The organism is Cyclobacterium lianum (genome assembly GCF_900143075.1).
GTDB lineage: Bacteria > Bacteroidota > Bacteroidia > Cytophagales > Cyclobacteriaceae > Cyclobacterium > Cyclobacterium lianum.
Genome location: NZ_FRCY01000009.1, coordinates 88,183 through 113,177, shown reverse-complemented (window position 1 = coordinate 113,177; position 24,995 = coordinate 88,183). Strand labels below are relative to the sequence as shown.

At 45.3% G+C, this 24,995-nt stretch carries 33 protein-coding genes; all 33 read right to left on the bottom strand.

The genetic code is table 11. From position 1 onward, the window contains the following. Positions 1–15: 15 nt before the first annotated feature. Positions 16–393: a 30S ribosomal protein S13 gene (rpsM, locus tag BUB19_RS15190; RefSeq protein ID WP_073095416.1), complete on the bottom strand. Its 378-nt coding sequence runs from the start codon at positions 391–393 to the stop codon at positions 16–18. 5 nt (positions 394–398) lie between these two features. Continuing rightward, positions 399–515: a 50S ribosomal protein L36 gene (gene rpmJ, locus BUB19_RS15185; protein WP_009034194.1), complete on the bottom strand. Its 117-nt coding sequence runs from the start codon at positions 513–515 to the stop codon at positions 399–401. 161 nt (positions 516–676) lie between these two features. After that, positions 677–895 (bottom strand): translation initiation factor IF-1, encoded by a 219-nt coding sequence (infA, locus tag BUB19_RS15180; RefSeq protein WP_073095415.1) that lies wholly within the window; start codon positions 893–895, stop codon positions 677–679. Between the two features lie 2 nt (positions 896–897). Continuing rightward, the gene (map, locus tag BUB19_RS15175) at positions 898–1,671 is read right to left on the bottom strand and encodes a type I methionyl aminopeptidase (RefSeq protein ID WP_073095414.1); all 774 of its coding nucleotides are present in this window, start codon (positions 1,669–1,671) and stop codon (positions 898–900) included. Positions 1,672–1,673: 2 nt separating this feature from the next. Then, complete coding sequence (gene secY / locus BUB19_RS15170) at positions 1,674–2,990, bottom strand: preprotein translocase subunit SecY (RefSeq protein WP_073095413.1); 1,317 nt, start codon at positions 2,988–2,990, stop codon at positions 1,674–1,676. Positions 2,991–2,993: 3 nt separating this feature from the next. Next, positions 2,994–3,440 (bottom strand): 50S ribosomal protein L15, encoded by a 447-nt coding sequence (gene rplO / locus BUB19_RS15165; RefSeq protein ID WP_073095495.1) that lies wholly within the window; start codon positions 3,438–3,440, stop codon positions 2,994–2,996. A 236-nt stretch (positions 3,441–3,676) separates the two neighbouring features. Next, a complete protein-coding gene (gene rpmD, locus BUB19_RS15160) occupies positions 3,677–3,856 on the bottom strand; it encodes a 50S ribosomal protein L30 (RefSeq protein WP_073095494.1) in 180 nt (59 codons plus the stop codon). 4 nt (positions 3,857–3,860) lie between these two features. Next, positions 3,861–4,379 carry a 30S ribosomal protein S5 gene (rpsE, locus tag BUB19_RS15155; RefSeq protein ID WP_073095412.1) on the bottom strand — a complete coding sequence of 173 codons (519 nt, stop codon included), beginning with the start codon at positions 4,377–4,379 and terminating at the stop codon, positions 3,861–3,863. Between the two features lie 5 nt (positions 4,380–4,384). Further along, positions 4,385–4,735, bottom strand: coding sequence for a 50S ribosomal protein L18 (gene rplR, locus BUB19_RS15150; protein ID WP_073095411.1), 351 nt, complete (start codon positions 4,733–4,735; stop codon positions 4,385–4,387). A gap of 7 nt (positions 4,736–4,742) precedes the next feature. After that, positions 4,743–5,300, bottom strand: coding sequence for a 50S ribosomal protein L6 (gene rplF, locus BUB19_RS15145; protein WP_073095410.1), 558 nt, complete (start codon positions 5,298–5,300; stop codon positions 4,743–4,745). 9 nt (positions 5,301–5,309) lie between these two features. Continuing rightward, positions 5,310–5,705: a 30S ribosomal protein S8 gene (gene rpsH, locus BUB19_RS15140; protein ID WP_073095409.1), complete on the bottom strand. Its 396-nt coding sequence runs from the start codon at positions 5,703–5,705 to the stop codon at positions 5,310–5,312. An 83-nt stretch (positions 5,706–5,788) separates the two neighbouring features. Then, complete coding sequence (rpsN, locus tag BUB19_RS15135) at positions 5,789–6,058, bottom strand: 30S ribosomal protein S14 (protein WP_073095408.1); 270 nt, start codon at positions 6,056–6,058, stop codon at positions 5,789–5,791. Between the two features lie 2 nt (positions 6,059–6,060). Continuing rightward, positions 6,061–6,621: a 50S ribosomal protein L5 gene (rplE, locus tag BUB19_RS15130; RefSeq protein ID WP_073095407.1), complete on the bottom strand. Its 561-nt coding sequence runs from the start codon at positions 6,619–6,621 to the stop codon at positions 6,061–6,063. Continuing rightward, on the bottom strand, positions 6,614–6,958 hold the full coding sequence (gene rplX, locus BUB19_RS15125; protein WP_073095406.1) for a 50S ribosomal protein L24: 345 nt from the start codon (positions 6,956–6,958) through the stop codon (positions 6,614–6,616). Before rplX ends, rplE begins: the two co-directional genes overlap by 8 nt. A gap of 2 nt (positions 6,959–6,960) precedes the next feature. After that, positions 6,961–7,329: a 50S ribosomal protein L14 gene (gene rplN / locus BUB19_RS15120; RefSeq protein WP_073095405.1), complete on the bottom strand. Its 369-nt coding sequence runs from the start codon at positions 7,327–7,329 to the stop codon at positions 6,961–6,963. A 3-nt stretch (positions 7,330–7,332) separates the two neighbouring features. Next, positions 7,333–7,596 carry a 30S ribosomal protein S17 gene (gene rpsQ / locus BUB19_RS15115; RefSeq protein WP_073095404.1) on the bottom strand — a complete coding sequence of 88 codons (264 nt, stop codon included), beginning with the start codon at positions 7,594–7,596 and terminating at the stop codon, positions 7,333–7,335. A gap of 8 nt (positions 7,597–7,604) precedes the next feature. After that, positions 7,605–7,799 (bottom strand): 50S ribosomal protein L29, encoded by a 195-nt coding sequence (rpmC, locus tag BUB19_RS15110; RefSeq protein ID WP_073095493.1) that lies wholly within the window; start codon positions 7,797–7,799, stop codon positions 7,605–7,607. A gap of 4 nt (positions 7,800–7,803) precedes the next feature. Beyond that, positions 7,804–8,226 carry a 50S ribosomal protein L16 gene (gene rplP / locus BUB19_RS15105; RefSeq protein ID WP_073095403.1) on the bottom strand — a complete coding sequence of 141 codons (423 nt, stop codon included), beginning with the start codon at positions 8,224–8,226 and terminating at the stop codon, positions 7,804–7,806. A 20-nt stretch (positions 8,227–8,246) separates the two neighbouring features. After that, on the bottom strand, positions 8,247–8,984 hold the full coding sequence (gene rpsC / locus BUB19_RS15100; protein ID WP_073095402.1) for a 30S ribosomal protein S3: 738 nt from the start codon (positions 8,982–8,984) through the stop codon (positions 8,247–8,249). Positions 8,985–8,987: 3 nt separating this feature from the next. Then, positions 8,988–9,377 carry a 50S ribosomal protein L22 gene (gene rplV / locus BUB19_RS15095; protein ID WP_073095401.1) on the bottom strand — a complete coding sequence of 130 codons (390 nt, stop codon included), beginning with the start codon at positions 9,375–9,377 and terminating at the stop codon, positions 8,988–8,990. A gap of 2 nt (positions 9,378–9,379) precedes the next feature. Then, a complete protein-coding gene (gene rpsS, locus BUB19_RS15090) occupies positions 9,380–9,658 on the bottom strand; it encodes a 30S ribosomal protein S19 (RefSeq protein WP_073095400.1) in 279 nt (92 codons plus the stop codon). 2 nt (positions 9,659–9,660) lie between these two features. Then, the gene (gene rplB / locus BUB19_RS15085; protein WP_073095399.1) at positions 9,661–10,485 is read right to left on the bottom strand and encodes a 50S ribosomal protein L2; all 825 of its coding nucleotides are present in this window, start codon (positions 10,483–10,485) and stop codon (positions 9,661–9,663) included. A gap of 13 nt (positions 10,486–10,498) precedes the next feature. Next, positions 10,499–10,786 carry a 50S ribosomal protein L23 gene (gene rplW, locus BUB19_RS15080; protein ID WP_073095398.1) on the bottom strand — a complete coding sequence of 96 codons (288 nt, stop codon included), beginning with the start codon at positions 10,784–10,786 and terminating at the stop codon, positions 10,499–10,501. A gap of 4 nt (positions 10,787–10,790) precedes the next feature. After that, positions 10,791–11,420, bottom strand: coding sequence for a 50S ribosomal protein L4 (gene rplD / locus BUB19_RS15075; RefSeq protein WP_073095492.1), 630 nt, complete (start codon positions 11,418–11,420; stop codon positions 10,791–10,793). 4 nt (positions 11,421–11,424) lie between these two features. Beyond that, positions 11,425–12,057 (bottom strand): 50S ribosomal protein L3, encoded by a 633-nt coding sequence (gene rplC / locus BUB19_RS15070; RefSeq protein WP_073095397.1) that lies wholly within the window; start codon positions 12,055–12,057, stop codon positions 11,425–11,427. Between the two features lie 243 nt (positions 12,058–12,300). Then, positions 12,301–12,606, bottom strand: coding sequence for a 30S ribosomal protein S10 (gene rpsJ / locus BUB19_RS15065; protein ID WP_073095396.1), 306 nt, complete (start codon positions 12,604–12,606; stop codon positions 12,301–12,303). Between the two features lie 11 nt (positions 12,607–12,617). Next, complete coding sequence (fusA, locus tag BUB19_RS15060) at positions 12,618–14,765, bottom strand: elongation factor G (RefSeq protein WP_073095395.1); 2,148 nt, start codon at positions 14,763–14,765, stop codon at positions 12,618–12,620. A 6-nt stretch (positions 14,766–14,771) separates the two neighbouring features. Further along, positions 14,772–15,239, bottom strand: coding sequence for a 30S ribosomal protein S7 (gene rpsG / locus BUB19_RS15055; RefSeq protein WP_073095394.1), 468 nt, complete (start codon positions 15,237–15,239; stop codon positions 14,772–14,774). Positions 15,240–15,259: 20 nt separating this feature from the next. Continuing rightward, positions 15,260–15,643, bottom strand: coding sequence for a 30S ribosomal protein S12 (rpsL, locus tag BUB19_RS15050; protein WP_009053171.1), 384 nt, complete (start codon positions 15,641–15,643; stop codon positions 15,260–15,262). A 162-nt stretch (positions 15,644–15,805) separates the two neighbouring features. Further along, positions 15,806–16,135 carry a DUF3467 domain-containing protein gene (locus BUB19_RS15045; protein ID WP_073095393.1) on the bottom strand — a complete coding sequence of 110 codons (330 nt, stop codon included), beginning with the start codon at positions 16,133–16,135 and terminating at the stop codon, positions 15,806–15,808. 68 nt (positions 16,136–16,203) lie between these two features. Further along, positions 16,204–20,514 (bottom strand): DNA-directed RNA polymerase subunit beta', encoded by a 4,311-nt coding sequence (rpoC, locus tag BUB19_RS15040; RefSeq protein WP_073095392.1) that lies wholly within the window; start codon positions 20,512–20,514, stop codon positions 16,204–16,206. 47 nt (positions 20,515–20,561) lie between these two features. Further along, positions 20,562–24,437: a DNA-directed RNA polymerase subunit beta gene (rpoB, locus tag BUB19_RS15035; RefSeq protein ID WP_073095391.1), complete on the bottom strand. Its 3,876-nt coding sequence runs from the start codon at positions 24,435–24,437 to the stop codon at positions 20,562–20,564. Positions 24,438–24,594: 157 nt separating this feature from the next. Then, on the bottom strand, positions 24,595–24,975 hold the full coding sequence (gene rplL / locus BUB19_RS15030; protein WP_073095390.1) for a 50S ribosomal protein L7/L12: 381 nt from the start codon (positions 24,973–24,975) through the stop codon (positions 24,595–24,597). Positions 24,976–24,995: the final 20 nt, after the last annotated feature.

Genomic DNA, 24,995 nt, shown 5'->3' with positions numbered 1-24,995 from the left:
AATCTATGTCAGGATTTATTTAGTCGCTTTCTTCTTATTGGCAACAGTCTTCCTCTTACCTTTTCTGGTTCTGGCGTTATTCTTGGTTTTCTGACCGCGGACAGGCAATCCTTTTCTGTGCCTTAAACCCCTGTAACAACCAATATCCATGAGTCTTTTAATACTCAACTGTACCTCAGATTTGAGCACGCCCTCTGTCTTGTGCTCTTCAGCGATGATATTTCTGATAGCTGTAGATTCATCATCATCCCATTCTCCGGCCTTTTTGTCCAGAGAAATACCAGCCTTATTCAAAATGGCCCTGGCAGTGCTTCTGCCAATACCAAAAATATAAGTAAGGCCTATTTCACCACGTTTGTTGTCCGGTATATCGACACCTGCAATTCTAGCCATAGTACTTAACCTTGTCTTTGTTTAAACTTAGGATTCTTCTTGTTGATCACGTAAAGCTTTCCCTTTCTGCGGATCACCTTACAGTCAACACTTCTTTTTTTAATAGATGCTTTAACTTTCATGTTTTTTATACGTTTTCTTAATTCCGTTACCCATTTTGCCGGAGATACTCGTCAGTGACAGGCGATCGGCGATGATTCATCCCCTTGTTTTCCTCCCCGACTGAAAATATTTTTAAACCCAACCCTTGGCTCAGTCTTTAAATCAAATGGTCTCACCTTTTTTACTTGTACCGGTAAACGATCCGTCCTTTGGACAGGTCATAAGGGGACATTTCCAGCTTCACCTTGTCTCCGGGCAGAATCTTTATATAGTTCATCCGCATTTTCCCGGAAATATGAGCGATAAGTTGATGACCATTTTCGAGCTCTACCTTAAACATTGCATTGGACAATGCTTCTACTATGGTACCGTCCTGCTCTATTGATGCCTGTTTCGCCATAATTAAAATTTAAAATTCTCTTCTATGTACTGATGCGTTGTCAAAACCTCCGTTCGGTCCTCAAATATGGCCACCGTATGTTCATAATGAGCTGATGGCTTGCGGTCTGCAGTTCTGATAGTCCAGCCATCTCTTTCCTGAACCACGTTTCGCGTGCCCAGGTTAACCATAGGCTCAATAGCCAGGACCATCCCTTCTTTCAGTTTTGCTCCACTACCTCGTTTACCCCAATTGGGTACTTCAGGTGGCTCGTGGAGTTGCTTACCAACACCGTGACCAACAAGCTCTCTGACTACCGTGTAACCCTTTGCCTCAACAAATTTCTGAATACCATTACCGATATCGCCTACACGATTACCGAAAACGGCCTTTTCGATCCCTACATACAGGGATTCCCTGGTAGCCTTAAGTAATGCAATAACTTTGGGAGAAACTTCACCAACAGGGTAAGTATAAGCGGAATCGCTATGAAAACCTCGGTGAAAGACTCCACAATCTATTGAGATTATATCGCCATCTTTCAATTCATACTGACTGGGAAATCCATGAACGACCACTTCGTTTACGGAAATACACAGTGATGCCGGAAAACCATTGTATCCCTTGAATGAGGGGATTCCCTGGTGATCACGGATATATTCTTCAGCAATTTTATCTAAAGAAGCAGTCTTTACTCCTTCCTTTACATGTTTGGCTACCTCGCCATGCGCCTTTCCAAGGATCAGCGCACTTTCTTTTATGATTTCAATTTCCTCTTCAGTCTTAAACTGTATCATATTTAAGCTACAGCGTAACTAGAAGGATCATTTTTCATATTCCCACTTTTCATCATGCCCTCGTAATGCCTCATCAACAAGTAGCTCTCTATCTGCCTCAATGTGTCAAGGATAACCCCCACCATAATCAACAGGGATGTACCGCCGTAAAATTGCGCAAATTCGCTGCTTACTCCGGCAATTATTGCAAAGGCCGGCATGATCGCAACAAGCGCAAGCAAAATTGAGCCTGGCAACGTGATCCTTGAAATGATATTGTCAATAAATTCAGCAGTGGGTGCACCAGGTTTGATGCCAGGAACAAAACCACCGTTTCTTTTCATGTCTTCCGCTATTTGCTCCGGGTTAACCGTGATAGCGGTGTAGAAAAAGGTAAACAATATGATCATCAATGCGAAAACCAAATTGTACTGCCAGGAGGTAAAGTCACTGAAAGTGGTGCCAATGTACGCGGCTATATCACTTGAATCGGCCCAGATCTGTGCGATCAGGGCAGGAAGAAACATCAGTGACTGTGCAAATATAATGGGCATAACACCAGATGCATTCACCTTAATGGGTATGTACTGGCGTTGTCCGCCATACACTTTACCGCCCACTACCTGCTTGGCATACTGTACCGGGATCCTTCTCACCGCTTCGGTCAACGCAACGACGCCCACAACCACGAAGAATAAAATCACTGCTTCCAGGATCAGCAGCAGAATACCTCCGCCACCTTTAGACAGACTTTCCGAAATAATCGCACCTGGCAAGGCTGAAATGATACCGATCATGATGAGCATGGAGATACCATTACCGATTCCCTTTTCGGTAATTTTCTCTCCAATCCACATACAGAACATGGTTCCTGATGTCAGCAATACCAGGGCTGACACCATAAATAGGGTTTTATCGATCAGAATGGCTTCATCAGGGATGGTGGCGGTGATGTAGCCAATCCCTTGTGCGAAGGTGATCAATATGGTCAAAACACGGGTGATCTGATTGATTCTCTTACGCCCGGACTCGCCTTCTTTTTGTAATTTCTGGAAATAAGGTACCCCAACAGTCAACAATTGCAGTACAATTGAAGCAGAAATATAGGGCATGATTCCAAGCCCAAATATGGAAGCCCTACTGAAAGAACCGCCAAGAAAGGTATCTATCAATCCGAAAATACCGGAGGCGGCTTCACCAAGACGACTCGGATCAACACCGGGAAGGACCACAAAAGATCCAATTCTGAATACGATAAGCAAACCTATCGTATTCATTATCCGGATTCTCAAATCCTCTATCGAAAAGATGTTCCTTACTGTTGTGATAAACTTTTTCATGTATCAAATCTTATTTGCAGATCCTCCAACCTTTTCAATCGCTGCAATGGCAGTAGCGGAGAAGCTGTGGGCACTTACATTTACTTTAGATGTAAGTTCGCCCCTTCCAAGCACTTTTACAAGATCTTTTTTGGAAACAAGGCCATTTTGCTTTAAAACAGCAAAATCTACGGTGTCTATCTTCAGGTTGTCGGCCAATTCCTGAATTGTATCCAGGTTGATTGCCTGATACGTCACCTTATTGTGATTGGTAAAACCAAATTTGGGCACCCTGCGTTGCAAAGGCATCTGACCACCCTCAAAACCTAATTTGGTTTTGTAACCGGATCTGGACTTGGCACCTTTGTGCCCCCTTGTGGATGTGCCTCCCCTGCCGGAGCCCTGGCCCCTACCGATCCTTTTTCTGTTCCTGATAGAACCTTCGGCTGGCTTTAGTGTATGTAATTTCATTTGTATATAATTGTCTTTAAACGGCCACATGGAATCTTTGACGGTTAAAATATTCATTGCACTGTGCGTTTAATGATATTTTTGATCGTGTCGATTTCATCGGTTTATAGTTGTTTCTTAACTGTCTGATAAAATCCGGCATGCTTATCGCTCCCTGACTGAGCTAGGAGACATGCGGCATTCCATCGTACGAATATTTTACAGCGAACATAAAGTGCGCCTCGCTTCCCATTACCTTAAGCGTCCTGAACCGTTACTAAATGGCTGATTTTTCTGATCATTCCCTGCATCTGAGGGGTATTTTCTACCTCTACAGACTTATTGATCTTACCTAATCCCAAGGCAGCAATGGTAGCTTTTTGGTTTTTAGGACGCTTAATTATGCTTCTGATTTGAGTAACTTTAACCTTAGCCATCTTATTAACCATTAAAAACTTTAGATAATTTCACCCTTCTTTGCTGTGATACAGCAATGGCGTCCCTGAGGTTAACCAGCGCATCTATGGTCGCTTTTACCACATTGTGAGGGTTAGACGAACCTTTCGATTTTGCGAGGATATCGGTATATCCGGCGCTTTCCAAAACGGCACGCATTGCACCTCCGGCCAACACACCTGTACCAGGTGCGGCAGGCTTGATCAAGACAAGACCTCCACCATACTTACCAAGCTGTTCGTGAGGAATAGTACCTTTAAGCAGGGGTACCTGAATAAGGTTTTTCTTGGCATCTTCCACACCTTTTGTGATCGCATCGGTGACCTCATTGGCCTTGCCCAGGCCAAAACCAACTACTCCTTTTCCGTCTCCTACTACCACTATCGCTGAGAAAGAGAACCTTCGTCCACCTTTCACTACTTTCGCTACCCTGTTAATGGCAACTACTTTTTCACTTAATTCTGTATCTGTAGCCCGAATGGGTTTTTTGCTTGTTTGGCTCATAATGCTTAAAATTTAAGGCCTCCTTCTCTGGCTCCATCCGCCAAAGCTTTTACATTTCCATGATAAAGATAGCCGCTTCTATCAAACACAACTTCATTCAATCCGTTGGCTACGGCTTTCTCTGCGAGTTTCTTACCAACTTCCTTAGAGACAGATATATTGATATTTTTTGTGGAACCCAATTCCTTTGAAGAAGCGGCCGCCAGTGTCTGACCTTTCAGATCGTCGACCAACTGTGCGTATATTCCTGTATTGCTCTTGAATACAGAAAGTCTTGGCCTGGCATCGGTACCGGAAATTCTTCTCCTGATGCCCTTCTTTATTCTCAGTCTTCTTGTTTTTTTCTTAAACGCCATCTTCTAATTATTTTTTAGCAGCAGTTTTACCAGCTTTACGTCTAATATGCTCTCCCGCAAATCGTACACCCTTACCTTTGAAAGGCTCAACTTTACGCAAGGATTTGATCTTTGCAGCAACCTGACCGATCAATTCCTTATTGATACCTTCCAAGGAAATCATTGGATTTTTACCTTTGGGAGTTTCGGTTTTGACCCCTATTTCCTCTGGTACCATAAAAAAGATATTGTGAGAGTACCCCAGAGAAAGCTCCAGAACCTGGCCCTGGTTGGTGGCCTTATAACCTACACCTACAAGCTCAAGCTCTTTTTTGTATCCTTCATGTACGCCGGTAACCATATTGTTGACCAGAGAACGAAAAAGTCCATGAAGAGATTTATGACGTTTAGAATCAGTAGGTCTTACTAACACCACCTGATTGTCTTCAACTTTTACTGATATATCAGGATCTACCTCCTGTACCAGTGTACCTTTGGGACCTTTAACAGTTACCTGATTGTGATCAGAAACGTCTACAGTCACACCCGCGGGTATATTTATCGGTTTTTTACCTATTCTAGACATATCAATTTATTAATAAACGTAACAAAGCACTTCTCCACCCACGCCTTCGACACGGGCTTCTTTGTCAGTCATCACCCCCTTAGAGGTGGAAATTATGGCAATCCCCAGACCGTTGATTACTCTCGGAAGGGAGTCTTTGCCTGCATATTTTCTCAAACCTGGCTTACTAATACGGGAAAGGTTGACGATTGCATTTTCCTTTGTATGTGGATTGTATTTCAACGCAATCTTGATGGTGCCCTGTGGGCCATCTTCAACAAATTTGTAATTTTGTATGTAACCTTTATCAAAAAGAACTTTTGTAAGTTCTTTTTTCATATTGGAAGCAGGTATTTCTACTATCCGGTGAGAGGCCTTTATGGCATTCCTCAGCCTGGTTAGATAATCAGCTATTGGATCAGTCATATTTGTATTAGTCTAACTGCAAAACCCTAATGGGCCTGCAAAGTTACACAATGAAAATTAGAATAAAAACTATTATATAATTTTTACCAGCTAGACTTGGTCACACCCGGAATTTTACCTGCTGAAGCCATCTCTCTGAAAGTCACCCGGTTGATACCGAATTTTCTCATGTATCCTTTTGGTCTGCCGGTAAGCTTACATCGGTTATGAAGCCTCACCGGAGAAGCATTTTTGGGAAGCTTGTCCAGTGCTTCATAATCACCGGCAGCTTTTAGTTCAGCGCGTTTCTTGGCATATTTAGCTACCATGCGCTCTCTCTTTTTCTCTCGGGCTATTATCGATTCTCTTGCCATTACTATTCTTCTTTATTTTTATTCACGAAAGGCAGTCCCAGTGATTTCAGCAAAGCATATGCTTCCTCATCACTATTGGTACTGGTCACCAGGGTAATGTCCATACCGGATATCCTGTTCACCTTGTCAATACTGATCTCCGGAAATATTATCTGCTCGGTGACGCCCAAAGTATAGTTACCCCGACCGTCAAAACCCTTGTCAGAAATCCCCTTGAAATCCCTTACCCTAGGCAGTGCAATACTGACCAGCCTGTCCAGAAATTCATACATGCGGTCACCTCTCAGCGTAACTTTAGCACCAATCGGCATGCCATCTCTTAACTTAAAGTTAGATATGGAATTCTTGGCCTTGGTAGCCACGGCACGCTGTCCGGTAATCATGGACAGCTCTTCCACTCCCTGGTCTACCAGCTTCTTATCCGCTACGGCCGCGCCAATACCCTTGTTCAACACAATCTTGGTAAGTTTGGGCACCTGCATGACACTGGAGAATTGAAACTTTTCTTTCAATTCAGAAGTGATTTCTTTATCGAATTTTTCTTTTAATCTAGGTTTAGCCATTGATCACCTCCCCGGTTTTCTTAGAATACCTTACTAACTTTCCGTCTTCGTTTTTCTTTCTGCCGATCCTGGTAGCTTCACCGGTTTTGGGATCTACCAATTTCAGATTACTGATGTGTATGGGCGCCTCCTTTTTCTCAATTCCTCCCTGAGGTGAGTTTGCAGTAGGTTTCACATGCTTGGTTACCATATTCAGCCCTTCCACGATCGCCCTTCTTTTGGCCTGATCAACAGAAAGGATTTTCCCTTTTTTGCCTTTATCATCACCGGAAATTACCAATACGGTATCGCCGGATTTGATATGCAATTTAGGTTGCTTGTTAAATTTTCTTTCCATGTTTACAATACTTCAGGGGCCAGTGATACAATTTTCATAAACTGCTTCTCCCTCAGTTCCCGGGCCACAGGGCCAAAAATACGGGTACCTCTGGGTTCATCGTTGTTGTTCAAAAGTACGGCCGCATTATCTTCAAACCGGATGTATGAACCGTCTTTTCTACGGACCTCTTTTCTGGTTCTTACTATTACTGCCTTGGAAACAGTGCCTTTTTTCATGTTACTGGACGAAATGGCCGATTTAACACTCACGACAACCTTGTCTCCAATAGAGGCATACCTTCTTTTGGTACCCCCTAAAACGCGGATGACAAGCACCTCTTTGGCACCTGAGTTGTCCGCTACGCTTAATCTGGATTCTTGCTGTATCATGATTTATAACGCCCTTTCTATTATTTCGACCAATCTCCAACGTTTATTCTTACTCAGCGGACGCGTCTCACTGATCTTAACCAGGTCGCCCGGGTTACAATCATTGTTTTCGTCATGAGCCGTAAATTTGGTAGTCTTACCAACAAATTTACCGTACATGGGATGTTTTACTCTTCTCTCCACAGCTACGGTAATGGACTTATCCATCTTGTTGCTAACTACCTTACCTATTCTTTCTTTACGAAGGTTTCTTTCTGTAGTAGCCATTTTCTTTGTTATTTAGCTAGTTGTTTGGCTCGTAAAAAAGTCTTCAACCTTGCGACCAAACGCCTTGATTCTTTGATTCTATTAGGATTTTCTATAGGAGAGATTGCATGCGCAAAACGCAGTTTTGTCAGGTTCTCCTTTTCCGCAGCGATGCGTGCTGTGATTTCGCTCTCCGAAAGAGCGTTGATTTCTGAATTTTTCATTGCTTTATGATCCAACGTAATCTCTACGTACAACAAACTTGGTACTTACAGGAAGTTTCTGTTGGGCTAATCTCAACGCTTCCTGAGCTACTTCTACAGGTACACCTGTAGCCTCGAAAAGGATTGTTCCCGGCTTGATTACAGCTACCCAGTATTCGGGAGCTCCTTTACCTTTACCCATCCTTACCTCTGCGGGCTTCTTGGTGATCGGCTTATCTGGAAAAATACGGATCCAAACCTGCCCTTCCCGTTTCATGGCTCTCGTCATGGCAATACGGGCAGCTTCTATTTGTCGGGAGGTGATCCATCCAGGCTCAAGGGATTTGATTCCAAAATTGCCAAAGGCCAGGGTATGGCCCCTCTGGGCTATTCCCTTGATCCTCCCCTTGTGCATCTTTCTAAATTTCGTTCTTCTTGGCTGTAACATGATTGCTCAGTTAAAGATGTTTAGTTGTTTCTTTTTCTTCTCTTGGGTCCACCTTCTCTCCTTCTCCTGTTTCCAGCTGGCGCATTGCCTTTGGCATCGCTGCCGCTGCTTAGATTAGGAGAAAGATCTCTCTTCCCATAAACTTCACCCTTGAAGATCCAAACCTTGATACCAATTTTACCATACACCGTTTGTGCCTCTGACAAGGCATAGTCTACATCGGCACGGATGGTATGCAAAGGTATCCTTCCTTCTTTATACATCTCAGACCTTGCCATTTCTGCGCCACCAAGTCTTCCTGAAAGCTTGACCTTGATCCCTTCTGCACCTACCCTCATGGTAGCGGCTATGGATTGCTTCATGGCCCTTCGGAAGGAAATCCTCGCTTCCAACTGCTGTGCTATGGATTCTCCTACCAGCTTTGCATCCAGCTCCGGACGTTTGATCTCAAAAATATTGATCTGTACATCCTTATTGGTGAGCTTCTTTAACTCTTCTCTGAGTTTATCTACTTCAGAACCACCTTTACCAATAACCACTCCGGGGCGGGCCGTCTGGATGGTAAGGGTTATTCTCTTCAGCGTCCTTTCAATAATTACCTTGGAAATGCCCCCTTTAGGGATCCTGGCAAAAACATACTTTCTGATATTCTGGTCTTCATAAAGCTTATCAGCGAAATCCCGTCCACCATACCAGTTAGAGTCCCAACCCTTAATGATACCAAGCCTTAAACCAATTGGGTTTACTTTTTGTCCCATATTTTAGTCTTCATTTTCGTTTGATTCAACAATATCAGCGGTAACGTCCTCAGCAAGAGAGTCTACGATAAGCGTTACATGATTTGATCTTTTACGGATCCTATGGGCCCTACCCTGGGGTGCAGGTCGAAGCCTTTTCAACATCCTGCCACCATCGACGGCGATGGTTTTTACGTACAATTCAGCTTCTTCCAGTTTCTCATCAGGGTTTTTTGCCTGCCAGTTGGCGATAGCTGATAACAACAACTTTTCCAATCTAATGGCGCCATGGTTAGGCGTATATTTCAGGATACTCAGTGCCTGGCCTACTTTTTTACCCCTTACCAGATCCGCAACCAGACGCATTTTTCTGGGAGAGGTAGGAACATTTTTTAATTTTGCGATTGCTTCCATGATTATCTCTTTCCTTTATCTTTTTTGGCAATGTGTCCACGGAAATTTCTGGTAGGTGCAAATTCACCCAGCTTGTGACCGACCATATTGTCCGTCACAAATACAGGGATAAATTTGTTTCCATTATGCACTGCAAAGGTGTGTCCCACAAAGTCCGGAGAGATCATCGATCTCCTGGACCAGGTCTTGATTACGGATTTCTTTCCGGAATCGTTCATCACATCCACTTTCTTTGCCAAATGATGTTCTATATAAGGGCCTTTTTTTAATGAACGTGCCATGTTTATTTAGATCTTCTGCTGATGATAAATTTATTGGAATACTTCTTAGGCGAACGGGTCTTTTTACCCTTGGCCAGCAAGCCTGTCCTGGACCTGGGATGCCCACCCGAAGAACGACCTTCGCCACCACCCATGGGGTGATCTACAGGGTTCATGGCTACACCTCTGGTTCTGGGTCTTCTGCCCAGCCAACGCTTGCGGCCGGCCTTACCCAATACCACGTTCATGTGTTCTCCATTCGATACGGTACCGATGGTTGCTTTACAAGTACCCAATACCATCCTCATCTCCCCGGAAGGCAATTTGATGGTCACATATTTACCCTCTCTGGCCAGCAATTGGGCGTATCCGCCTGCGCTACGGGCCATGGCACCACCCTTACCGGGCTTCAATTCAATATTATGAATGATCGTACCTAAAGGGATGTCCTTTAAAAATAAGGTATTGCCGACTTCAGGAGCGGCATTTTCGCCACAAAGCACTGTCTGTCCAACCTGCAGCCCCTCGGGAGCTAACATGTAGGTCTTTGTGCCGTCCTTGTAAAACAACAAGGCAATTCTGGCGGTCCGGTTGGGATCGTACTCTATGCTTTTCACAACCGCAGGGACGCCTTCCTTCAATCTCTTAAAGTCTACGATCCTGAGTCTTCTCTTATGTCCACCTCCGATATACCTGGAGGTCATTTTTCCAGTATGGTTCCTGCCTCCGGACTTGGATAAAGGAGCCAGCAGGCTCTTCTCCGGTTGGGAAGTGGTAATCTCATCAAAAGATGGAGCCACCCTAAATCGGGTACCGGGGGTTACAGGTTTTAATTTCTTAACTGCCATTGGTTTGATTCAATTAAATTTCACCGTAAAAATCAATAATTTCCCCTTCTGCTACCTGTACTATCGCTTTTTTGAAGGTATTCGTGTAGCCGGAAACGATCTTAGCTTTGGTGTACCTGGTCTTTTTCTTGGCGGCGTATCGCATGGTACGTACATCCACGACTTTTACGCCGTACATTTTTTCTACGGCCTGCTTGATCTGTGGCTTTTTTGCGGTCTTTTCCACCACAAAACCATAGACCCCACGTTCGTTCATGGCTGAGATCTTTTCCGTAATCAAAGGTCTTTTTAATATCTCCATGATCTTATTTCGATAAAAGGGTTTCTAATTTACTCAATGCACCTTCACAAAACACCAGGCTATCCGCATCCAAAAGCTCATAGGTATTCAGATCATTTACGTTTCTGACCTTTGCTTTCTGCAGGTTCCTGGAAGACAGGTAAACGTTCTGGTTGTTTTCACCTACTACCAGCAGCGTCTTTTTATCGGAGAGCGACAAGTTGGAAAGCAACTTGATGTAATCTTTTGTCCGGGGTGCATCGAAAACCAGATCTTCCAATATTACCAGGCTATTGTCTTTCGCCTTATAAGACAGGGCAGACTTCCTGGCCAGTTGCTTCAATTTCTTATTTAACTTAAAGGAGTAGTCTCTTGGCTTGGGACCAAACACCCTTCCACCACCTCTGAACACAGGAGACTTGATAGAACCTGCTCTTGCGCCACCGGTACCTTTCTGTTTTTTGATCTTCTTGGTAGAGCCGGATATTTCAGCTCTCTCCTTTGATTTATGTGTACCCTGCCTTTTGTTTGCCAGGTATTGTTTCACATCAAGGTAAATGGCATGGTCGTTAGGCTCAACCGAGAAAATTTCCTCGGAAAGCGTAACTTTTCTTCCGGTATCTTCACCGGTCTGTTTTAATATTGCTAATTCCATCATCTTACTTCTCTAGAATCACAAAAGAATTTTTGGCTCCCGGAATGGAACCACTTACCAAAAGCAGGTTCTTTTCAGGATAAATTTTCAGCACCCGAAGGTTGAGCACTTTCACCCTGTTACCTCCGGTTCTACCAGCCATTCTCATGCCCTTAAAAACCCTGGAAGGCCAGGAACAAGCGCCAATGGAACCTGGGTGACGCTGCCTGTTGTGCTGCCCGTGGGTGGCACCGCCTACACCGCCAAAGCCATGTCTTTTGACTACCCCCTGGAAACCTTTACCCTTGGAGGTACCGATGGCATCAACAAAGTCACCTTCTACAAAAATCTGATCAGATATCACAGTTTTACCCATGTCCACCTGACCTTCGAATTCCACGCGGAAATCCCTGAATTCAACAACCTTCTGCTTTGGCGTAGTGCCGGCCTTTTTAAAGTGACCGATCAACGGTTTGGGCGTATTCTTTTCTTTACGCTCACCGTAAGCCAACTGTACAGCGTTGTACCCGTCTGTTTCTACATTTTTTACTTGCGTCACTACGCAAGGACCAGCTTCTATTAACGTGCATGCGACATTACGTCCATCGGCACTAAAAATACTAGTCATTCCGATTTTCTTACCTATTATTCCAGACATCTATGGATATATAATATACGATGATTCACAGGAGTTTACACACCTGTGCCCTTTTAAAGGATTGCAAAGTTAGTAATTTAATTCCAGCTTGCAAATCGCAACTTGAATATTTTCAAACAATTAGCTAGCAAAAAGGAATTTGGCAGGAGAATATTTTACAATCAGCAACAAGACCCTACCGGCAAACCGAAAAAAGCCCACACCGATACCGGCATGGGCTTTAGAATGCTATTAATGGACAGATCAGACTTTGATCTCTACATCCACTCCACTGGGGAGCTCTATTTTCATCAAGGCATCCACAGTCTTGGAACTACCGGAGTAGATATCCACCAATCTCTTGTAGGTGCAAAGCTGAAACTGCTCTCTTGCCTTCTTGTTGACATGAGGAGATTTCAAAACCGTAAATTTTTCCTTCTTTGTAGGCAAAGGAATGGGACCTACTACTATGGCACCTGTAGATTTTACTGCTTTGACGATTTTTTCTGACGACTTATCCACCAGGCTGTAATCGTATGACTTTAATTTTATTCTGATTTTCTGATTCATTTTCAATAGATTTAAGCCTTCTCTCCTTTTACTTTGGCAATGATACCTTCAGCAATATTATTAGGAACCGGGTCATAATGTGAAAAGGTCAACGAAGCAGAAGCCCGTCCCGATGAGATTGTCCGCAGATCGGTCACATAACCGAAAAGTTCGGACAACGGTACCGAAGCCTTAATCACGGTGGCCGCTCCCTTGGTATCCATTCCCTTCATCAGGCCCCTTCTTCTATTGAGATCGCCTGTCACAGGACCGGTGTATTCGTCCGGAGAGACTACTTCTACCGCCATGATTGGTTCCAGCAATTGCGGCTTACATTTTTTTGCTGCTTCCTTGAAACCAATCCTTGCGGCCATCTCAAAGGAGAGCGAGTCGGAATCCACATCGTGGAAAGATCCATGAAACAATCGCACTTTCATCGCTTCGATGGGGTAACCCGCCAAAGGTCCGTTTTTCATGGCATCCGCAAACCCTTTCTGGATCGCAGGGATAAATTCCTTAGGAATCACACCACCTACAATTCCGTTCACAAATTCCAATCCAGGTTTGATCTCATTGGTCTCCGGATCAGGTTCGCGCGGACCGATTTCAAAAACAATATCTGCAAACTTACCTTTACCACCAGTCTGCTTCTTATATACTTCCTTGTGTTCGATACTGCCAAACAAAGCTTCTTTGTAGGCTACCTGAGGAGCACCCTGGTTGATTTCCACCTTGAATTCTCTTCTCAGGCGATCAATGATGATCTCCAGGTGAAGCTCACCCATTCCCCGAAGGATTACCTGACCTGTTTCATGGTCGGTATTCACATGAAGGGTGGGATCTTCCTCTACCAGTTTGGAAATCGCCATACCTAATTTATCCACATCCGCCTGGGTTTTGGCCTCTATGGCATATCCGATAACCGGCTCAGGGAAGGTCATTTCCTCCAGCACTACCTTGTGTTTTTCATCACATAGGGTGTCTCCTGTTTTGATATCTTTAAATCCCACTCCCGCACATATGTCTCCTGCCTCTACCCTGTCAATAGGGTTTTGCTTATTGGAGTGCATTTGCAGCAGTCGGGAAATCCTTTCTTTCTTGTTGGTCCTCGTATTGAAAACATACGAGCCAGCTTCCAGTTTTCCGGAATATACCCTCATAAATGCCAGTCGGCCTACAAAGGGGTCAGTGGCAATCTTAAATGCCAAAGCAGCAAAGTGATCATCACTGTCCGGATGCCTGAGCACCGCTTCTTCCGTATCGGGATTGGTACCCTTTACAGGAGGCAGATCCAGCGGACATGGCAGATACGCGATAACGGCATCCAACAGGGCTTGCACTCCTTTGTTTTTAAAAGCAGAACCACAAAGTACAGGAGAAAAATCCATGTTGATCACCGCTTTTCGGATGGCAGTCATCATCTCATCTTTGGTGATGGAATTTTCATCCTCAAAGAACTTTTCCATCAGCGCTTCATCGTACGAAGCCACCTGCTCTACCAGGCTCTGTCTGTACTCAGCTACCGTATCTTTCAGGTCATCGGGAATTTCAATTACCTTATAAGTCATTCCCTGATCTTCTTCATTCCAGACCACCGCCTGATTGGTGATCAGATCTACCACACCTTTAAAGGTGTCCTCTGCTCCGATAGGGATTTGCAGTGGAACGGGATTGGCTCCCAGTTTATCTTTAATTTCGGCTACGGCGTTGAAAAAATCAGCCCCTGCCCGATCCATTTTATTCACAAAACAGATTCTGGGAACATGGTACTTGTCCGCTTGTCTCCAAACAGTCTCAGATTGAGGTTCCACGCCGGATACGGCACAAAATAAGGCTACTGCGCCATCCAGTACCCGGAGAGATCTTTCCACTTCCACGGTAAAATCCACGTGGCCCGGTGTATCAATCAGGTTGATCTGATAATCTTTGGTATCATCATTCGGAACTCCCTGAACCGTCGGGTACTTCCACTTGGTGGTAGTGGCAGCAGAGGTAATGGTGATACCCCTTTCCTGTTCCTGCTCCATCCAATCCATGGTAGCCGCACCATCGTGAACTTCCCCGATTTTATGAGAAAGTCCCGTATAGTACAGGATACGTTCGGAAGTAGTAGTTTTCCCGGCGTCTATGTGCGCCATGATACCAATATTTCTGAGATATTTTAAGTCTTTCTTAGCCATTATTATTTAAAATCTAAAATGCGAGAATGCTTTATTGGCCTCCGCCATCCTATGCGTGTCGTCTTTCTTCTTCACAGCAGCTCCTTCTCCTTTAGATGCGGAGATGATCTCACCGGCCAGCCTGTCCATCATGGTCTTTTCTCCTCTCTTTCTGGCGTAGGTTATCATCCACTTGATCCCCAGGGATATTTTACGCTCCGGTCTTACTTCCAAAGGTACCTGGAAAGTTGCTCCACCAACCCTGCGACTCTTTACCTCTACAGCGGGAGTGATGTTGTTCAGCGCCTTTTTCCAAACCTCAAGACCATTCTCACCTACTTTCTCTTCTACCTTTTCTACGGCATCGTAAAAGATCCTGTAAGCAATACTTTTCTTACCGTCTACCATCAGACAATTGACAAACCTGGTGACCAAAGTGTCATTGAATTTGGGATCAGGAAGAATATACCTCTTTTTTGGTTTTGCTTTTCTCATCTTATTCTAAATGGTTAATATTATTTTTTAGCAGCCTTAGGACGCTTGGCTCCATATTTTGAGCGCCCCTGCTTGCGGTCCTTTACGCCGGCTGTATCCAGCGCACCCCGGATGATGTGGTACCTTACTCCAGGCAAATCTTTTACCCTTCCTCCTCGAATCAACACAATCGAGTGTTCCTGAAGGTTGTGCCCTTCACCAGGAATGTAAGCATTTACTTCTTTTCCATTGGTCAATCTAACCCTGGCCACCTTTCTCATGGCAGAGTTAGGCTTCTTTGGTGTAGTGGTGTACACCCTGGTACACACACCCCTCCTTTGCGGGCAGGCATCCAATGCCCTTGACTTGGACTTGCTCTCTAGAGTGGTTCTACCTTTTCTAACTAACTGTTGTATAGTAGGCATTAATAGATAAATTAAATATTCTGCTTTTAAACTTATAAAATTCGGATTGCAAAGGTAAACAAATCAATAAAACAAACAAAATTAAGAAGTTATATTTTATTTACCCTACGCTGAAGCCTTAATCCTCCTGTAGGCAAAAGCGCAACAGCAGACCGACTCCCGTCAGGCTTCACCGGGAGTACCACCAAAATTCAGGGGGAACTGAGGCACTTCCACCCCGCCTTCTATCTTCCCAAAAGCCTTTTCGTACTTCTCTATATTGTCTTTCAATGCCAGCAGCAAACGCTTGGCATGATCCGGTGTCATGATGATCCGGGACTTCACCTTTGCTTTTGGTATTCCCGGCATCAGCCGGATAAAATCGATGACAAATTCTGAATTGGAGTGCGCGATCATGGCCAGATTGGAGTAAATGCCCTCAGCGATTTCATCCGAAAGCTCAACGTTTATCTGTTGCTTCTGATCTTTTTCTTTCTTGTTGTCGTCTTCCATAATGTGGTCGTTAAGCAAAAAGGGCCTGCAACGGTCGGCAGGCCCTTTTCCAAAAAGAGCAATCCTAATTATTTAATGGTCTCCCTGACTTTCTTGCTGCTGCTTTCTTTTTCAGCGGTCAGCATTTCATACTCCTCCTGAGAGCCCACGATCAGTTTTGAAAATTTACGCTGTCCTGTACCAGCAGGAATCAGGTGACCAACAATCACGTTTTCCTTCAGGCCGAGCAGCTCATCCCGCTTACCTCTGATTGCAGCCTCGCTCAATACCTTCGTGGTCTCCTGGAAAGAAGCAGCAGAAATAAAGCTTTCTGTTCCCAGAGAGGAAGCCGTAATTCCCTGAAGTGTGGGCTGAGAAACTGCCGTCTGGGCATCTCTTACCTGTACCAGTTTCAGATCCTTTCGCTTCAGGCTGGAGTTTTCATCGCGTAACCTTCTGGCAGTGATGATCATTCCCGGCTTCAGGGTAGCCGAATCACCGGCATCCATTACGACTTTTTTATCGAGAATCATATCGTTTTCTTCCCGGAAAGCCCATTTGTCCACGATTTGGTTTTGCAGAAAGCCGGTGTCACCAGCGTCAAGGATCTCCACCTTTTGCATCATCTGACTTACGATGACCTCAATGTGCTTGTCATTGATTTTCACCCCCTGCAAACGATAGACTTCCTGAATCTCGTTTACCAGGTATTCCTGTACGGCAGTAGGTCCTTTGATGGACAGGATGTCGTTCGGTGTGATGGCACCATCCGAAAGGGGTTCACCCGCACGGATAAAGTCGTTTTCCTGAACCAGAATGTGCTTGGACAGAGATACCATATAGCGCTTTCTCACACCGTCCTTGGATTCGATAAATATCTCCCGGTTTCCTCGTTTGATACCACCGTATATCACCACACCGTCGATTTCGGATACCACAGCAGGGTTGGATGGGTTTCTGGCTTCGAAAAGCTCGGTAACCCGGGGCAAGCCGCCGGTAATGTCACGTGTCTTACCGACGGATCGGGGTATTTTCACCAAAATCTGTCCGGATTTGACTTCTTCTCCCTTTTCTACGGAAAGGTGGGCACCTACGGGTATATTGTAAGATTTTGATTCGTCCCCATGAGCTACGACTACAGCAGGGTTTTTGGTTTTATCTTTGGTATCGATGATCACCTTTTCGCGGTAGCCTGTCTGATCATCCGCAACCTCCTTATAGGTCACTCCTTCAATGATGGCTTCGAAATCAACCTTACCGTCAAACTCAGATAGGATCACGGCGTTGTAGGGATCCCATGTACACAAAGACTCGCCTTTGGCAATTTTCTGTCCATCGGTGACGTTCAATACGGCACCATATGGGACGTGATTGGAAACCAGGGTTTTGCCGGATTTGACGTCATTAACCTTGATCTCCCCGGAACGGCCCATTACAATGGCCACTTCTTCTCCGTCTTTATTGGTGGTTTTGATCCAACGCAATTCTTCCTCAAACTCAACGATACCGTCAAACTTGGAATTGATGCTCGCCTCTACAGAAATGTTGGAGGCAGTACCACCCACGTGGAAAGTCCGAAGCGTAAGCTGAGTTCCGGGTTCCCCGATAGATTGGGCTGCTATCACACCTACTGACTCACCTACCTGCACCTGGCTGCCGGTGGCCAGGTTTCTGCCATAACACTTGGAACATACTCCTCTGCGGGTTTCGCAGGTGAGTACAGACCTGATTTCCACTTCTTCCACTGCTGATTCGTCTATGGCTTTAGCAATCACATCTGTGATCTCCTCACCTGAGGAAATGATCAGCTCGTCAGTTATGGGATCGATCACGTCATGGACGGCGATCCTACCAACTACCCTTTCAGATAGAGGCTCTACGATATCATCATTGTCTTTCAATGCCTGTACCACAAGTCCTCTCAGGGTACCGCAATCCTCTTCAGAAATGATCATATCCTGGGCCACATCCACCAGTCTTCTTGTCAGGTAGCCGGCATCTGCTGTTTTCAGGGCCGTATCTGCCAGACCTTTTCTCGCACCGTGTGTAGAGATAAAATACTCCAGTACATCCAGACCCTCTTTAAAATTAGATAGAATCGGGTTTTCAATGATCTCACCGACTGATCCCTGCAGGTTTTTCTGAGGTTTGGCCATTAGGCCCCTCATGCCTCCCAGTTGCCTGATTTGTTCTCGTGAACCCCTGGCACCGGAATGCATCATCATGTAGATGGCATTGAATCCCTGATTGTCCTCTTCCATCTGACGCATCAAAATGTTGGTCAGGTTAGAGTTGGTTCGCGTCCAGATGTCAATCACCTGATTGTACCGCTCGTTGTCAGTGATCAATCCCATCAGGTAATTGTTCCAGACCTGGTCTACCTCTGCCTTCGCCTTGTCTATCAATGGATCCTTATCTTCCGGGATGATCACATCGTCCAGTCCCATCGATAATCCACCCTGATAGGCCATCTGGAATCCAAGATGCTTGATATCATCCAGAAACTGAGCAGAACGGGCTATCCCACATATTTTTACGACTTCAGCGATTATTTCCTGAAGCTTTTTCTTGGTCAGCAACTCGTTGACAAAACCAACCTGCAGCGGCACAAACTGATTGAAAATCAGGCGTCCGGCTACCGTATCTACGATTTCATCTGCCAGTGATCCATCATCCTTTCTTACCTTTACCTTACATTTGATATGGGCATGTTTGGAAATGGCGCCCTCGTTCAGGGCTATCAGAACTTCCTCCTGCCCATAGAATGTCATTCCCTCGCCTTCTACCGGATTTTGCTTGGTAGACCGCATTCCTTTGGTCACATAATACAAGCCCAGAACCATGTCCTGCGAAGGTACCGTAATGGGAGCGCCATTGGCAGGGTTGAGGATATTGTGAGAAGAAAGCATCAGGGTGGAAGCTTCCAATATGGCCTCATGACCCAGTGGAACGTGTACCGCCATTTGGTCACCGTCAAAGTCAGCGTTAAATGCGGTACATACCAATGGATGGAGCTGAATGGCCTTACCCTCGATCAGTTTTGGCTGAAACGCCTGTATACCGAGCCGGTGCAGGGTTGGAGCCCTGTTGAGCAATACCGGATGTCCTTTCAGCACATTTTCCAAAATGTCCCAAACCACCGGGTCCTTTCTGTCAACTATCTTTTTGGCGGACTTCACCGTCTTGACAATCCCTCTTTCTATCAGTTTTCTGATGATAAACGGCTTGAAAAGTTCGGCTGCCATATTTTTGGGCAAGCCACATTCGTGGAGCTTCAATTCCGGACCAACAACGATCACCGAACGACCAGAATAGTCTACCCTTTTTCCCAGTAGGTTTTGTCTGAAACGCCCCTGTTTGCCTTTCAGCATATCTGAAAGAGATTTCAGGGCGCGGTTTCCGTCTGAACGGACAGCATTCACTTTACGGGAGTTGTCAAATAAAGAATCCACAGCCTCCTGAAGCATCCTCTTTTCATTCCTGAGGATTACTTCCGGAGCTTTGATATCTATAAGTCGTTTCAATCTGTTGTTCCGGATGATTACCCTCCTGTACAGGTCATTAAGATCTGAGGTAGCAAACCGTCCTCCATCGAGAGGTACCAATGGACGCAACTCCGGCGGAATAACAGGAACCATCCGTACAACCATCCATTCGGGCCGGTTTTCTATCCTGGTTCTGGCATCCCTGAATGCTTCTACCACCTTCAGACGCTTCAAGGCCTCGCCTTTACGCTGTTGGGAGGTATCGGTAGCTGCCTGATGCCTCAGGCTGTAGGAAAGGTCATCCAGATCCAGTCTGGCAAGCAACATTTCCAGCGCCTCAGCACCCATCTTGGCAATAAATTTATTGGGATCATCATCATCAAGCATCTGGTTCTCCTTCGGAAGCTTGTCCATGATATCCAGATACTCGTCTTCTGTAAGAAAATCCAGGTATTGCAGTCCGTCGTCTGCTTTGATACCAGCCTGGATGACCACGTACCTTTCGTAGTAAACAATCTGATCCAGCTTTTTGGTAGGCAGACCCAAAAGATAACCAATCTTGTTGGGTAGGGACTTGAAATACCAGATATGGGCTACAGGCACCACCAATTCGATGTGGCCCATTCTTTCCCTTCTCACCTTCTTCTCTGTAACTTCCACCCCACAGCGGTCGCAAATGATCCCTTTATACCTGATGCGTTTGTATTTACCACAATGACATTCCCAGTCCTTTACCGGCCCGAAAATCCGCTCACAGAACAAACCTCCCATTTCCGGCTTGTAGGTCCTGTAATTGATCGTTTCAGGTTGTGTAACTTCCCCATGCGAACTGTCCAATATGGACTCCGGAGAAGCCAAACTAATGGTGACTCTGGAAAAGTCGTTGTTTAGTTTTTTATTTTTTCTGAACGCCATAGTTGTTTTTGTATTTGAAGGCCCCGGAGGACCTAATGGTTTCTAAGTTAGTCAAGCGTAATTTCCAGGGCAAGTCCCCTGAGCTCGTGCACCAAAACGTTAAACGATTCGGGAATGTTGGCTTTGGGGAGATTCTCACCCTTGACAATGGATTCGTAGGCTTTGGCCCTGCCGATAACATCATCAGATTTTACGGTCAGGATTTCCCGGAGCACGTGGGAAGCACCGAATGCCTCAAGTGCCCAGACCTCCATTTCACCGAAACGCTGACCTCCAAACTGTGCTTTACCACCCAGAGGCTGTTGGGTGATCAGGGAATAAGGTCCGATGGATCTGGCATGCATCTTATCATCTACCAGGTGACCCAATTTCAGCATGTAGGAAATGCCAACCGTCACCGGCTGATCAAATTTCTTCCCGGTCAACCCATCATACAGATAGGTCCTGCCGAAAGGAGGTAAGCCCGCTTTGGTCAATTCTGCTGCCACTTCATCTGTACTCGCTCCATCAAAGATCGGGGTCGCATAGGTTTTACCGAGCTCTCTTCCCGCCCAGGCGAGTACGGTTTCGAATATCTGACCAATATTCATCCTGGATGGTACACCCAGCGGATTGAGTACGATATCCATAGGCGATCCGTCTTCCAGGAAAGGCATGTCCTCATCCCGGACGATCTTGGCCACAATCCCTTTGTTACCGTGCCTACCGGCCATTTTATCACCTACCTTCAATTTACGCTTTTTGGCGACATACACTTTGGCCAGTTGTACAATGCCGGCGGGCAATTCATCTCCTACCTCAAGGGTAAACTTATCCCGCTTGAATATCCCTGAAATTTCATTCCTGGTATTGGTATAGTTCTTTACCAATTTCTGCACCAGCATGTTGATGTGCTCGTCATCCGTCCAGTCGTCAAGAATGATATCGGAAATCAGGTTAACTTCCTCAGCAACATTGTAATTGCTTTCATCTCTGTAAGGATTCTTTGCAGGAAACAGGTTGTTTTCAATGTTCTGGGCATTGAACTTCATTCCCTTGCTGATAATCTCATCTCCAAACTTGTGTCTTACGCCGTTGGAAACTTTTCCTTCAAGGATCTGAACCAGCTTCCGGATCATTTTGGCCCTGACAGCCAGCAGGTCCTTGCTGTATTTCTGTTTCAGTTGCTCTACTTCTGCCTTGGCCTTCACCCGAAGATCCTTATCCTTTTTAGGTCGGGAAAACAGCTTGGTTTCTATGACCACGCCGTTCAGCGATGGAGAGGCTTTCAGCGAGGCATCTTTTACGTCACCGGCCTTGTCTCCAAATATGGCACGCAGCAATTTTTCTTCCGGAGTCGGGTCGGTTTCCCCCTTAGGCGTTATTTTACCTATGATAATGTCACCTTCCCGGATCTCAGAACCCACGCGGATAATTCCGTTTTCATCCAGATTTTTGACAGCATCTTCAGACACGTTGGGAATTTCTGAGGTCAGCTCTTCTTCACCACGCTTGGTATCTCTTACCTCTAGCTGAAATTCCTCAATATGGATGGAAGTAAAGATATCTTCCCGCACCACGCGCTCAGAAATGACGATGGCATCCTCAAAGTTATATCCCTGCCAGGGCATATAGGCTACCAGAAGATTTTTGCCCAGTGCCAGTTCACCTTTGTTTGTAGAATATCCTTCTACCAAAACCTGCCCTTTGCTTACTTTTTGACCTTTGAGGACAATCGGTGTCAGGTTTATGGTGGTGTCCTGATTGGTTCTTCTGAATTTGATCAGATCGTAAGACTTGTATTCGTCGCTGAAGTTGACCAGCAACTCATCGCTGGACAGTTCGTATTTGATGACAATACGCTCAGCATCTACATAGTCTACCACCCCATCGGCCTCTGCCAATATCAGGGATCTGGAATCAATAGCTGCCTTTCCTTCCAGACCGGTTCCCACGATAGGCGCTTCGGCTTTCAGTAGCGGGACAGCCTGGCGTTGCATGTTTGATCCCATCAGCGCCCGGTTTGCATCGTCATGTTCCAGGAAGGGTATCAGAGAGGCAGCTACAGAGACAATCTGATTAGGGGCAACGTCCATATAGGATATTTCCTTCGGTTCCAGCACCGGAAAATCACCTTCAAATCTGGCCTTTACCTTGTCGTTGACGAAATTGCCTTTCTCATCCAGTGGGGCATTGGCCTGGGCAATGTTGTTGTCGTCTTCTTCTTCAGCAGTCAGGAAGACGATGTCTTCTACATTCATGCTTACCTTGCCCTCATTAACTTTTCTGTATGGGGTCTCCAGGAAGCCCATACTATTGACTTTTGCATGAACACAAAGAGATGAAATCAGACCAATATTCGGTCCCTCGGGTGTTTCGATGGTGCACAAACGTCCATAATGGGTATAGTGTACATCCCGCACTTCGAAACCTGCCCTTTCCCTGGACAATCCTCCCGGACCGAGTGCAGACAGCCTTCTCTTGTGGGTCAACTCAGCCAGGGGATTGGTTTGATCCATAAACTGGCTCAGTTGGTTGGTACCAAAGAAAGAGTTGATCACGGAAGACAAGGTACGGGCGTTGATCAGGTCTACCGGCTTAAAGTCTTCATTGTCCCTGACGTTCATACGTTCGCGGATCGTCCTGGCCATTCTTGCCAGACCGACGCCAAACTGGCTGTAGAGCTGCTCTCCAACGGTTCTTACCCGCCGATTGCTGAGGTGGTCAATATCGTCCACCACGGCTTTGGAATTGATCAGGCCGATAAGGTACTTTACGATGGAAATGATATCCTCAGTAGTGAGTACTATTTTGTCGGAATCGATATTCAGCCCCAGCTTCTTGTTGATCCTGTATCGGCCTACCTCTCCCAGGTCATAGCGCTTGTCAGAAAAGAACAAGCCATGAATCACTTCGCGGGCAGTGGCTTCATCAGGAGCTTCTGTATTTCTCAGCTGCCTGTATATCACTTCAACCGCTTCTTTCTCTGAATTCGAGTTGTCTTTTTGAAGCGTATTGTAAATGATGGAATAGTCTGCAATATTGACATCTTCTCTGTGAAGGATAACGCTTTTGGCGCCTGATTCCAGGATGAGGTCAATATCCTCGTCTGTAAGAATACTGTCCCTTTCCAACAAAACCTCATTCCTATCTATGGACACCACCTCTCCGGTATCTTCGTCCACAAAATCTTCCACCCAGGTTCTCAATACCCTGGCTGCCAGTTTACGGCCAATAATTTTCTTCAGATTTGACTTATTGGACTCTACTTCCTCAGACAACCCAAAAAGATCCAGGATCTGCTTGTCAGAACCATATCCTATTGCCCTTAACAGGGTAGTAACCGGAAATTTCTTTTTCCTGTCTATATAGGCATACATGACATTATTGATGTCTGTAGCAAATTCTATCCAGGAGCCCTTGAAAGGAATGATCCTCGCAGAATATAGTTTGGTGCCGTTGGTATGCTTACTTTGAGCAAAGAACACACCTGGCGAGCGGTGCAATTGGGAAACAATGACCCTTTCCGCACCATTGATCACAAATGATCCTTTCTCGGTCATGTAGGGAAGGTTTCCCAGGAAAACTTCCTGCTCAATGGTTTCAAAGTCCTCATTGTCCTCATCGGAACAGAGTAACCTCAATTTGGCTTTAAGCGGAACAGAATAGGTAAGACCTCGGTCTATACTTTCTGAAACATTGTACTTGGGGGGATCTACGGTATAGTCGATAAATTCAAGGGTAAAATTTTCCCTGGAGTCACTGATGGGAAAATTCTCAGAGAAAACCTTGAAAAGACCATCCTGCCTTCTTTTTTCTGCAGGGGTATCCAACTGGAAGAAATCTTTAAAAGATTGCAGTTGAATATCTAAGAAATCCGGATAGTCTTTGACTACCTTAATGGATGAGAAACTTTTCCTTTCGGTTTGATTCTGGATAGCCAAGGCAGTATATAGTTTTAGTGAAAGTTATTATTATTTTAGGACAATTTACACTTAAAAAAGTGCAATTATTTTCATGTCCATAAACAGGAAAAGACCTGACTGATAAGTCAGGTCTATTGCTGGGAAACCAAATCCAATAGGAGTTGGCTATTCAATGTTATTTAAGCTCAACTTCAGCTCCAGCTTCTTCAAGTTGTTTTTTAAGCGCGTCTGCTTCTTCTTTGCTTACTCCTTCCTTCACGGCTTTAGGAGCGCTGTCCACCACTTCTTTGGCTTCTTTAAGTCCCAAACCGGTCAATTCTTTAACCAGTTTAACAACTGCCAATTTTTGTCCACCTGCAGCTTTCAAGACAACATCAAAAGAAGATTTTTCTTCTTCAGCAGCACCTTCGCCAGCGGCTCCACCTCCAGCTACTACAGTAGCGGCAGCAGCGGCAGGTTCGATACCATATTCATCTTTTAAAATTGCGGCCAACTCATTTACCTCTTTTACAGTCAAGTTAACTAACTGCTCAGCGAATGCTTTAAGATCTGCCATTGTATTACTATTTAAATTGA

Excerpts from the sequence above, each read along its gene's own strand:
- rplD (WP_073095492.1), bottom strand. The coding sequence starts at position 11,420 with ATGGAATTAGCAATATTAAAACAGACCGGTGAAGATACCGGAAGAAAA.
- rpsS (WP_073095400.1), bottom strand. The coding sequence starts at position 9,658 with ATGGCACGTTCATTAAAAAAAGGCCCTTATATAGAACATCATTTGGCA.
- rpsN (WP_073095408.1), bottom strand. The coding sequence starts at position 6,058 with ATGGCAAGAGAATCGATAATAGCCCGAGAGAAAAAGAGAGAGCGCATG.
- rpmJ (WP_009034194.1), bottom strand. The coding sequence starts at position 515 with ATGAAAGTTAAAGCATCTATTAAAAAAAGAAGTGTTGACTGTAAGGTG.
- rpoC (WP_073095392.1), bottom strand. The coding sequence starts at position 20,514 with ATGGCGTTCAGAAAAAATAAAAAACTAAACAACGACTTTTCCAGAGTC.
- rpmC (WP_073095493.1), bottom strand. The coding sequence starts at position 7,799 with ATGAAAAATTCAGAAATCAACGCTCTTTCGGAGAGCGAAATCACAGCA.
- secY (WP_073095413.1), bottom strand. The coding sequence starts at position 2,990 with ATGAAAAAGTTTATCACAACAGTAAGGAACATCTTTTCGATAGAGGAT.
- rpsH (WP_073095409.1), bottom strand. The coding sequence starts at position 5,705 with ATGACTGATCCAATAGCTGATTATCTAACCAGGCTGAGGAATGCCATA.
- rplL (WP_073095390.1), bottom strand. The coding sequence starts at position 24,975 with ATGGCAGATCTTAAAGCATTCGCTGAGCAGTTAGTTAACTTGACTGTA.
- rpmD (WP_073095494.1), bottom strand. The coding sequence starts at position 3,856 with ATGGCTAAGGTTAAAGTTACTCAAATCAGAAGCATAATTAAGCGTCCT.
- rpsM (WP_073095416.1), bottom strand. The coding sequence starts at position 393 with ATGGCTAGAATTGCAGGTGTCGATATACCGGACAACAAACGTGGTGAA.
- rpsG (WP_073095394.1), bottom strand. The coding sequence starts at position 15,239 with ATGAGAAAAGCAAAACCAAAAAAGAGGTATATTCTTCCTGATCCCAAA.
- rpsE (WP_073095412.1), bottom strand. The coding sequence starts at position 4,379 with ATGAGCCAAACAAGCAAAAAACCCATTCGGGCTACAGATACAGAATTA.
- rpsQ (WP_073095404.1), bottom strand. The coding sequence starts at position 7,596 with ATGGCTACTACAGAAAGAAACCTTCGTAAAGAAAGAATAGGTAAGGTA.
- rplB (WP_073095399.1), bottom strand. The coding sequence starts at position 10,485 with ATGGCAGTTAAGAAATTAAAACCTGTAACCCCCGGTACCCGATTTAGG.
- rpsL (WP_009053171.1), bottom strand. The coding sequence starts at position 15,643 with ATGCCTACTATACAACAGTTAGTTAGAAAAGGTAGAACCACTCTAGAG.
- rplE (WP_073095407.1), bottom strand. The coding sequence starts at position 6,621 with ATGGCTAAACCTAGATTAAAAGAAAAATTCGATAAAGAAATCACTTCT.
- rplR (WP_073095411.1), bottom strand. The coding sequence starts at position 4,735 with ATGGCGTTTAAGAAAAAAACAAGAAGACTGAGAATAAAGAAGGGCATC.
- rplC (WP_073095397.1), bottom strand. The coding sequence starts at position 12,057 with ATGTCTGGAATAATAGGTAAGAAAATCGGAATGACTAGTATTTTTAGT.
- rplV (WP_073095401.1), bottom strand. The coding sequence starts at position 9,377 with ATGGAAGCAATCGCAAAATTAAAAAATGTTCCTACCTCTCCCAGAAAA.
- infA (WP_073095415.1), bottom strand. The coding sequence starts at position 895 with ATGGCGAAACAGGCATCAATAGAGCAGGACGGTACCATAGTAGAAGCA.
- rplO (WP_073095495.1), bottom strand. The coding sequence starts at position 3,440 with ATGAAATTACATACACTAAAGCCAGCCGAAGGTTCTATCAGGAACAGA.
- rplX (WP_073095406.1), bottom strand. The coding sequence starts at position 6,958 with ATGGAAAGAAAATTTAACAAGCAACCTAAATTGCATATCAAATCCGGC.
- rplP (WP_073095403.1), bottom strand. The coding sequence starts at position 8,226 with ATGTTACAGCCAAGAAGAACGAAATTTAGAAAGATGCACAAGGGGAGG.
- rplF (WP_073095410.1), bottom strand. The coding sequence starts at position 5,300 with ATGTCTAGAATAGGTAAAAAACCGATAAATATACCCGCGGGTGTGACT.
- rpsC (WP_073095402.1), bottom strand. The coding sequence starts at position 8,984 with ATGGGACAAAAAGTAAACCCAATTGGTTTAAGGCTTGGTATCATTAAG.
- map (WP_073095414.1), bottom strand. The coding sequence starts at position 1,671 with ATGATACAGTTTAAGACTGAAGAGGAAATTGAAATCATAAAAGAAAGT.
- rpsJ (WP_073095396.1), bottom strand. The coding sequence starts at position 12,606 with ATGAATCAGAAAATCAGAATAAAATTAAAGTCATACGATTACAGCCTG.
- rplN (WP_073095405.1), bottom strand. The coding sequence starts at position 7,329 with ATGATACAGCAAGAATCCAGATTAAGCGTAGCGGACAACTCAGGTGCC.
- fusA (WP_073095395.1), bottom strand. The coding sequence starts at position 14,765 with ATGGCTAAGAAAGACTTAAAATATCTCAGAAATATTGGTATCATGGCG.
- rplW (WP_073095398.1), bottom strand. The coding sequence starts at position 10,786 with ATGGAGATATTAAAAAGACCTTTGATTACGGAAAAGATCTCAGCCATG.
- BUB19_RS15045 (WP_073095393.1), bottom strand. The coding sequence starts at position 16,135 with ATGGAAGACGACAACAAGAAAGAAAAAGATCAGAAGCAACAGATAAAC.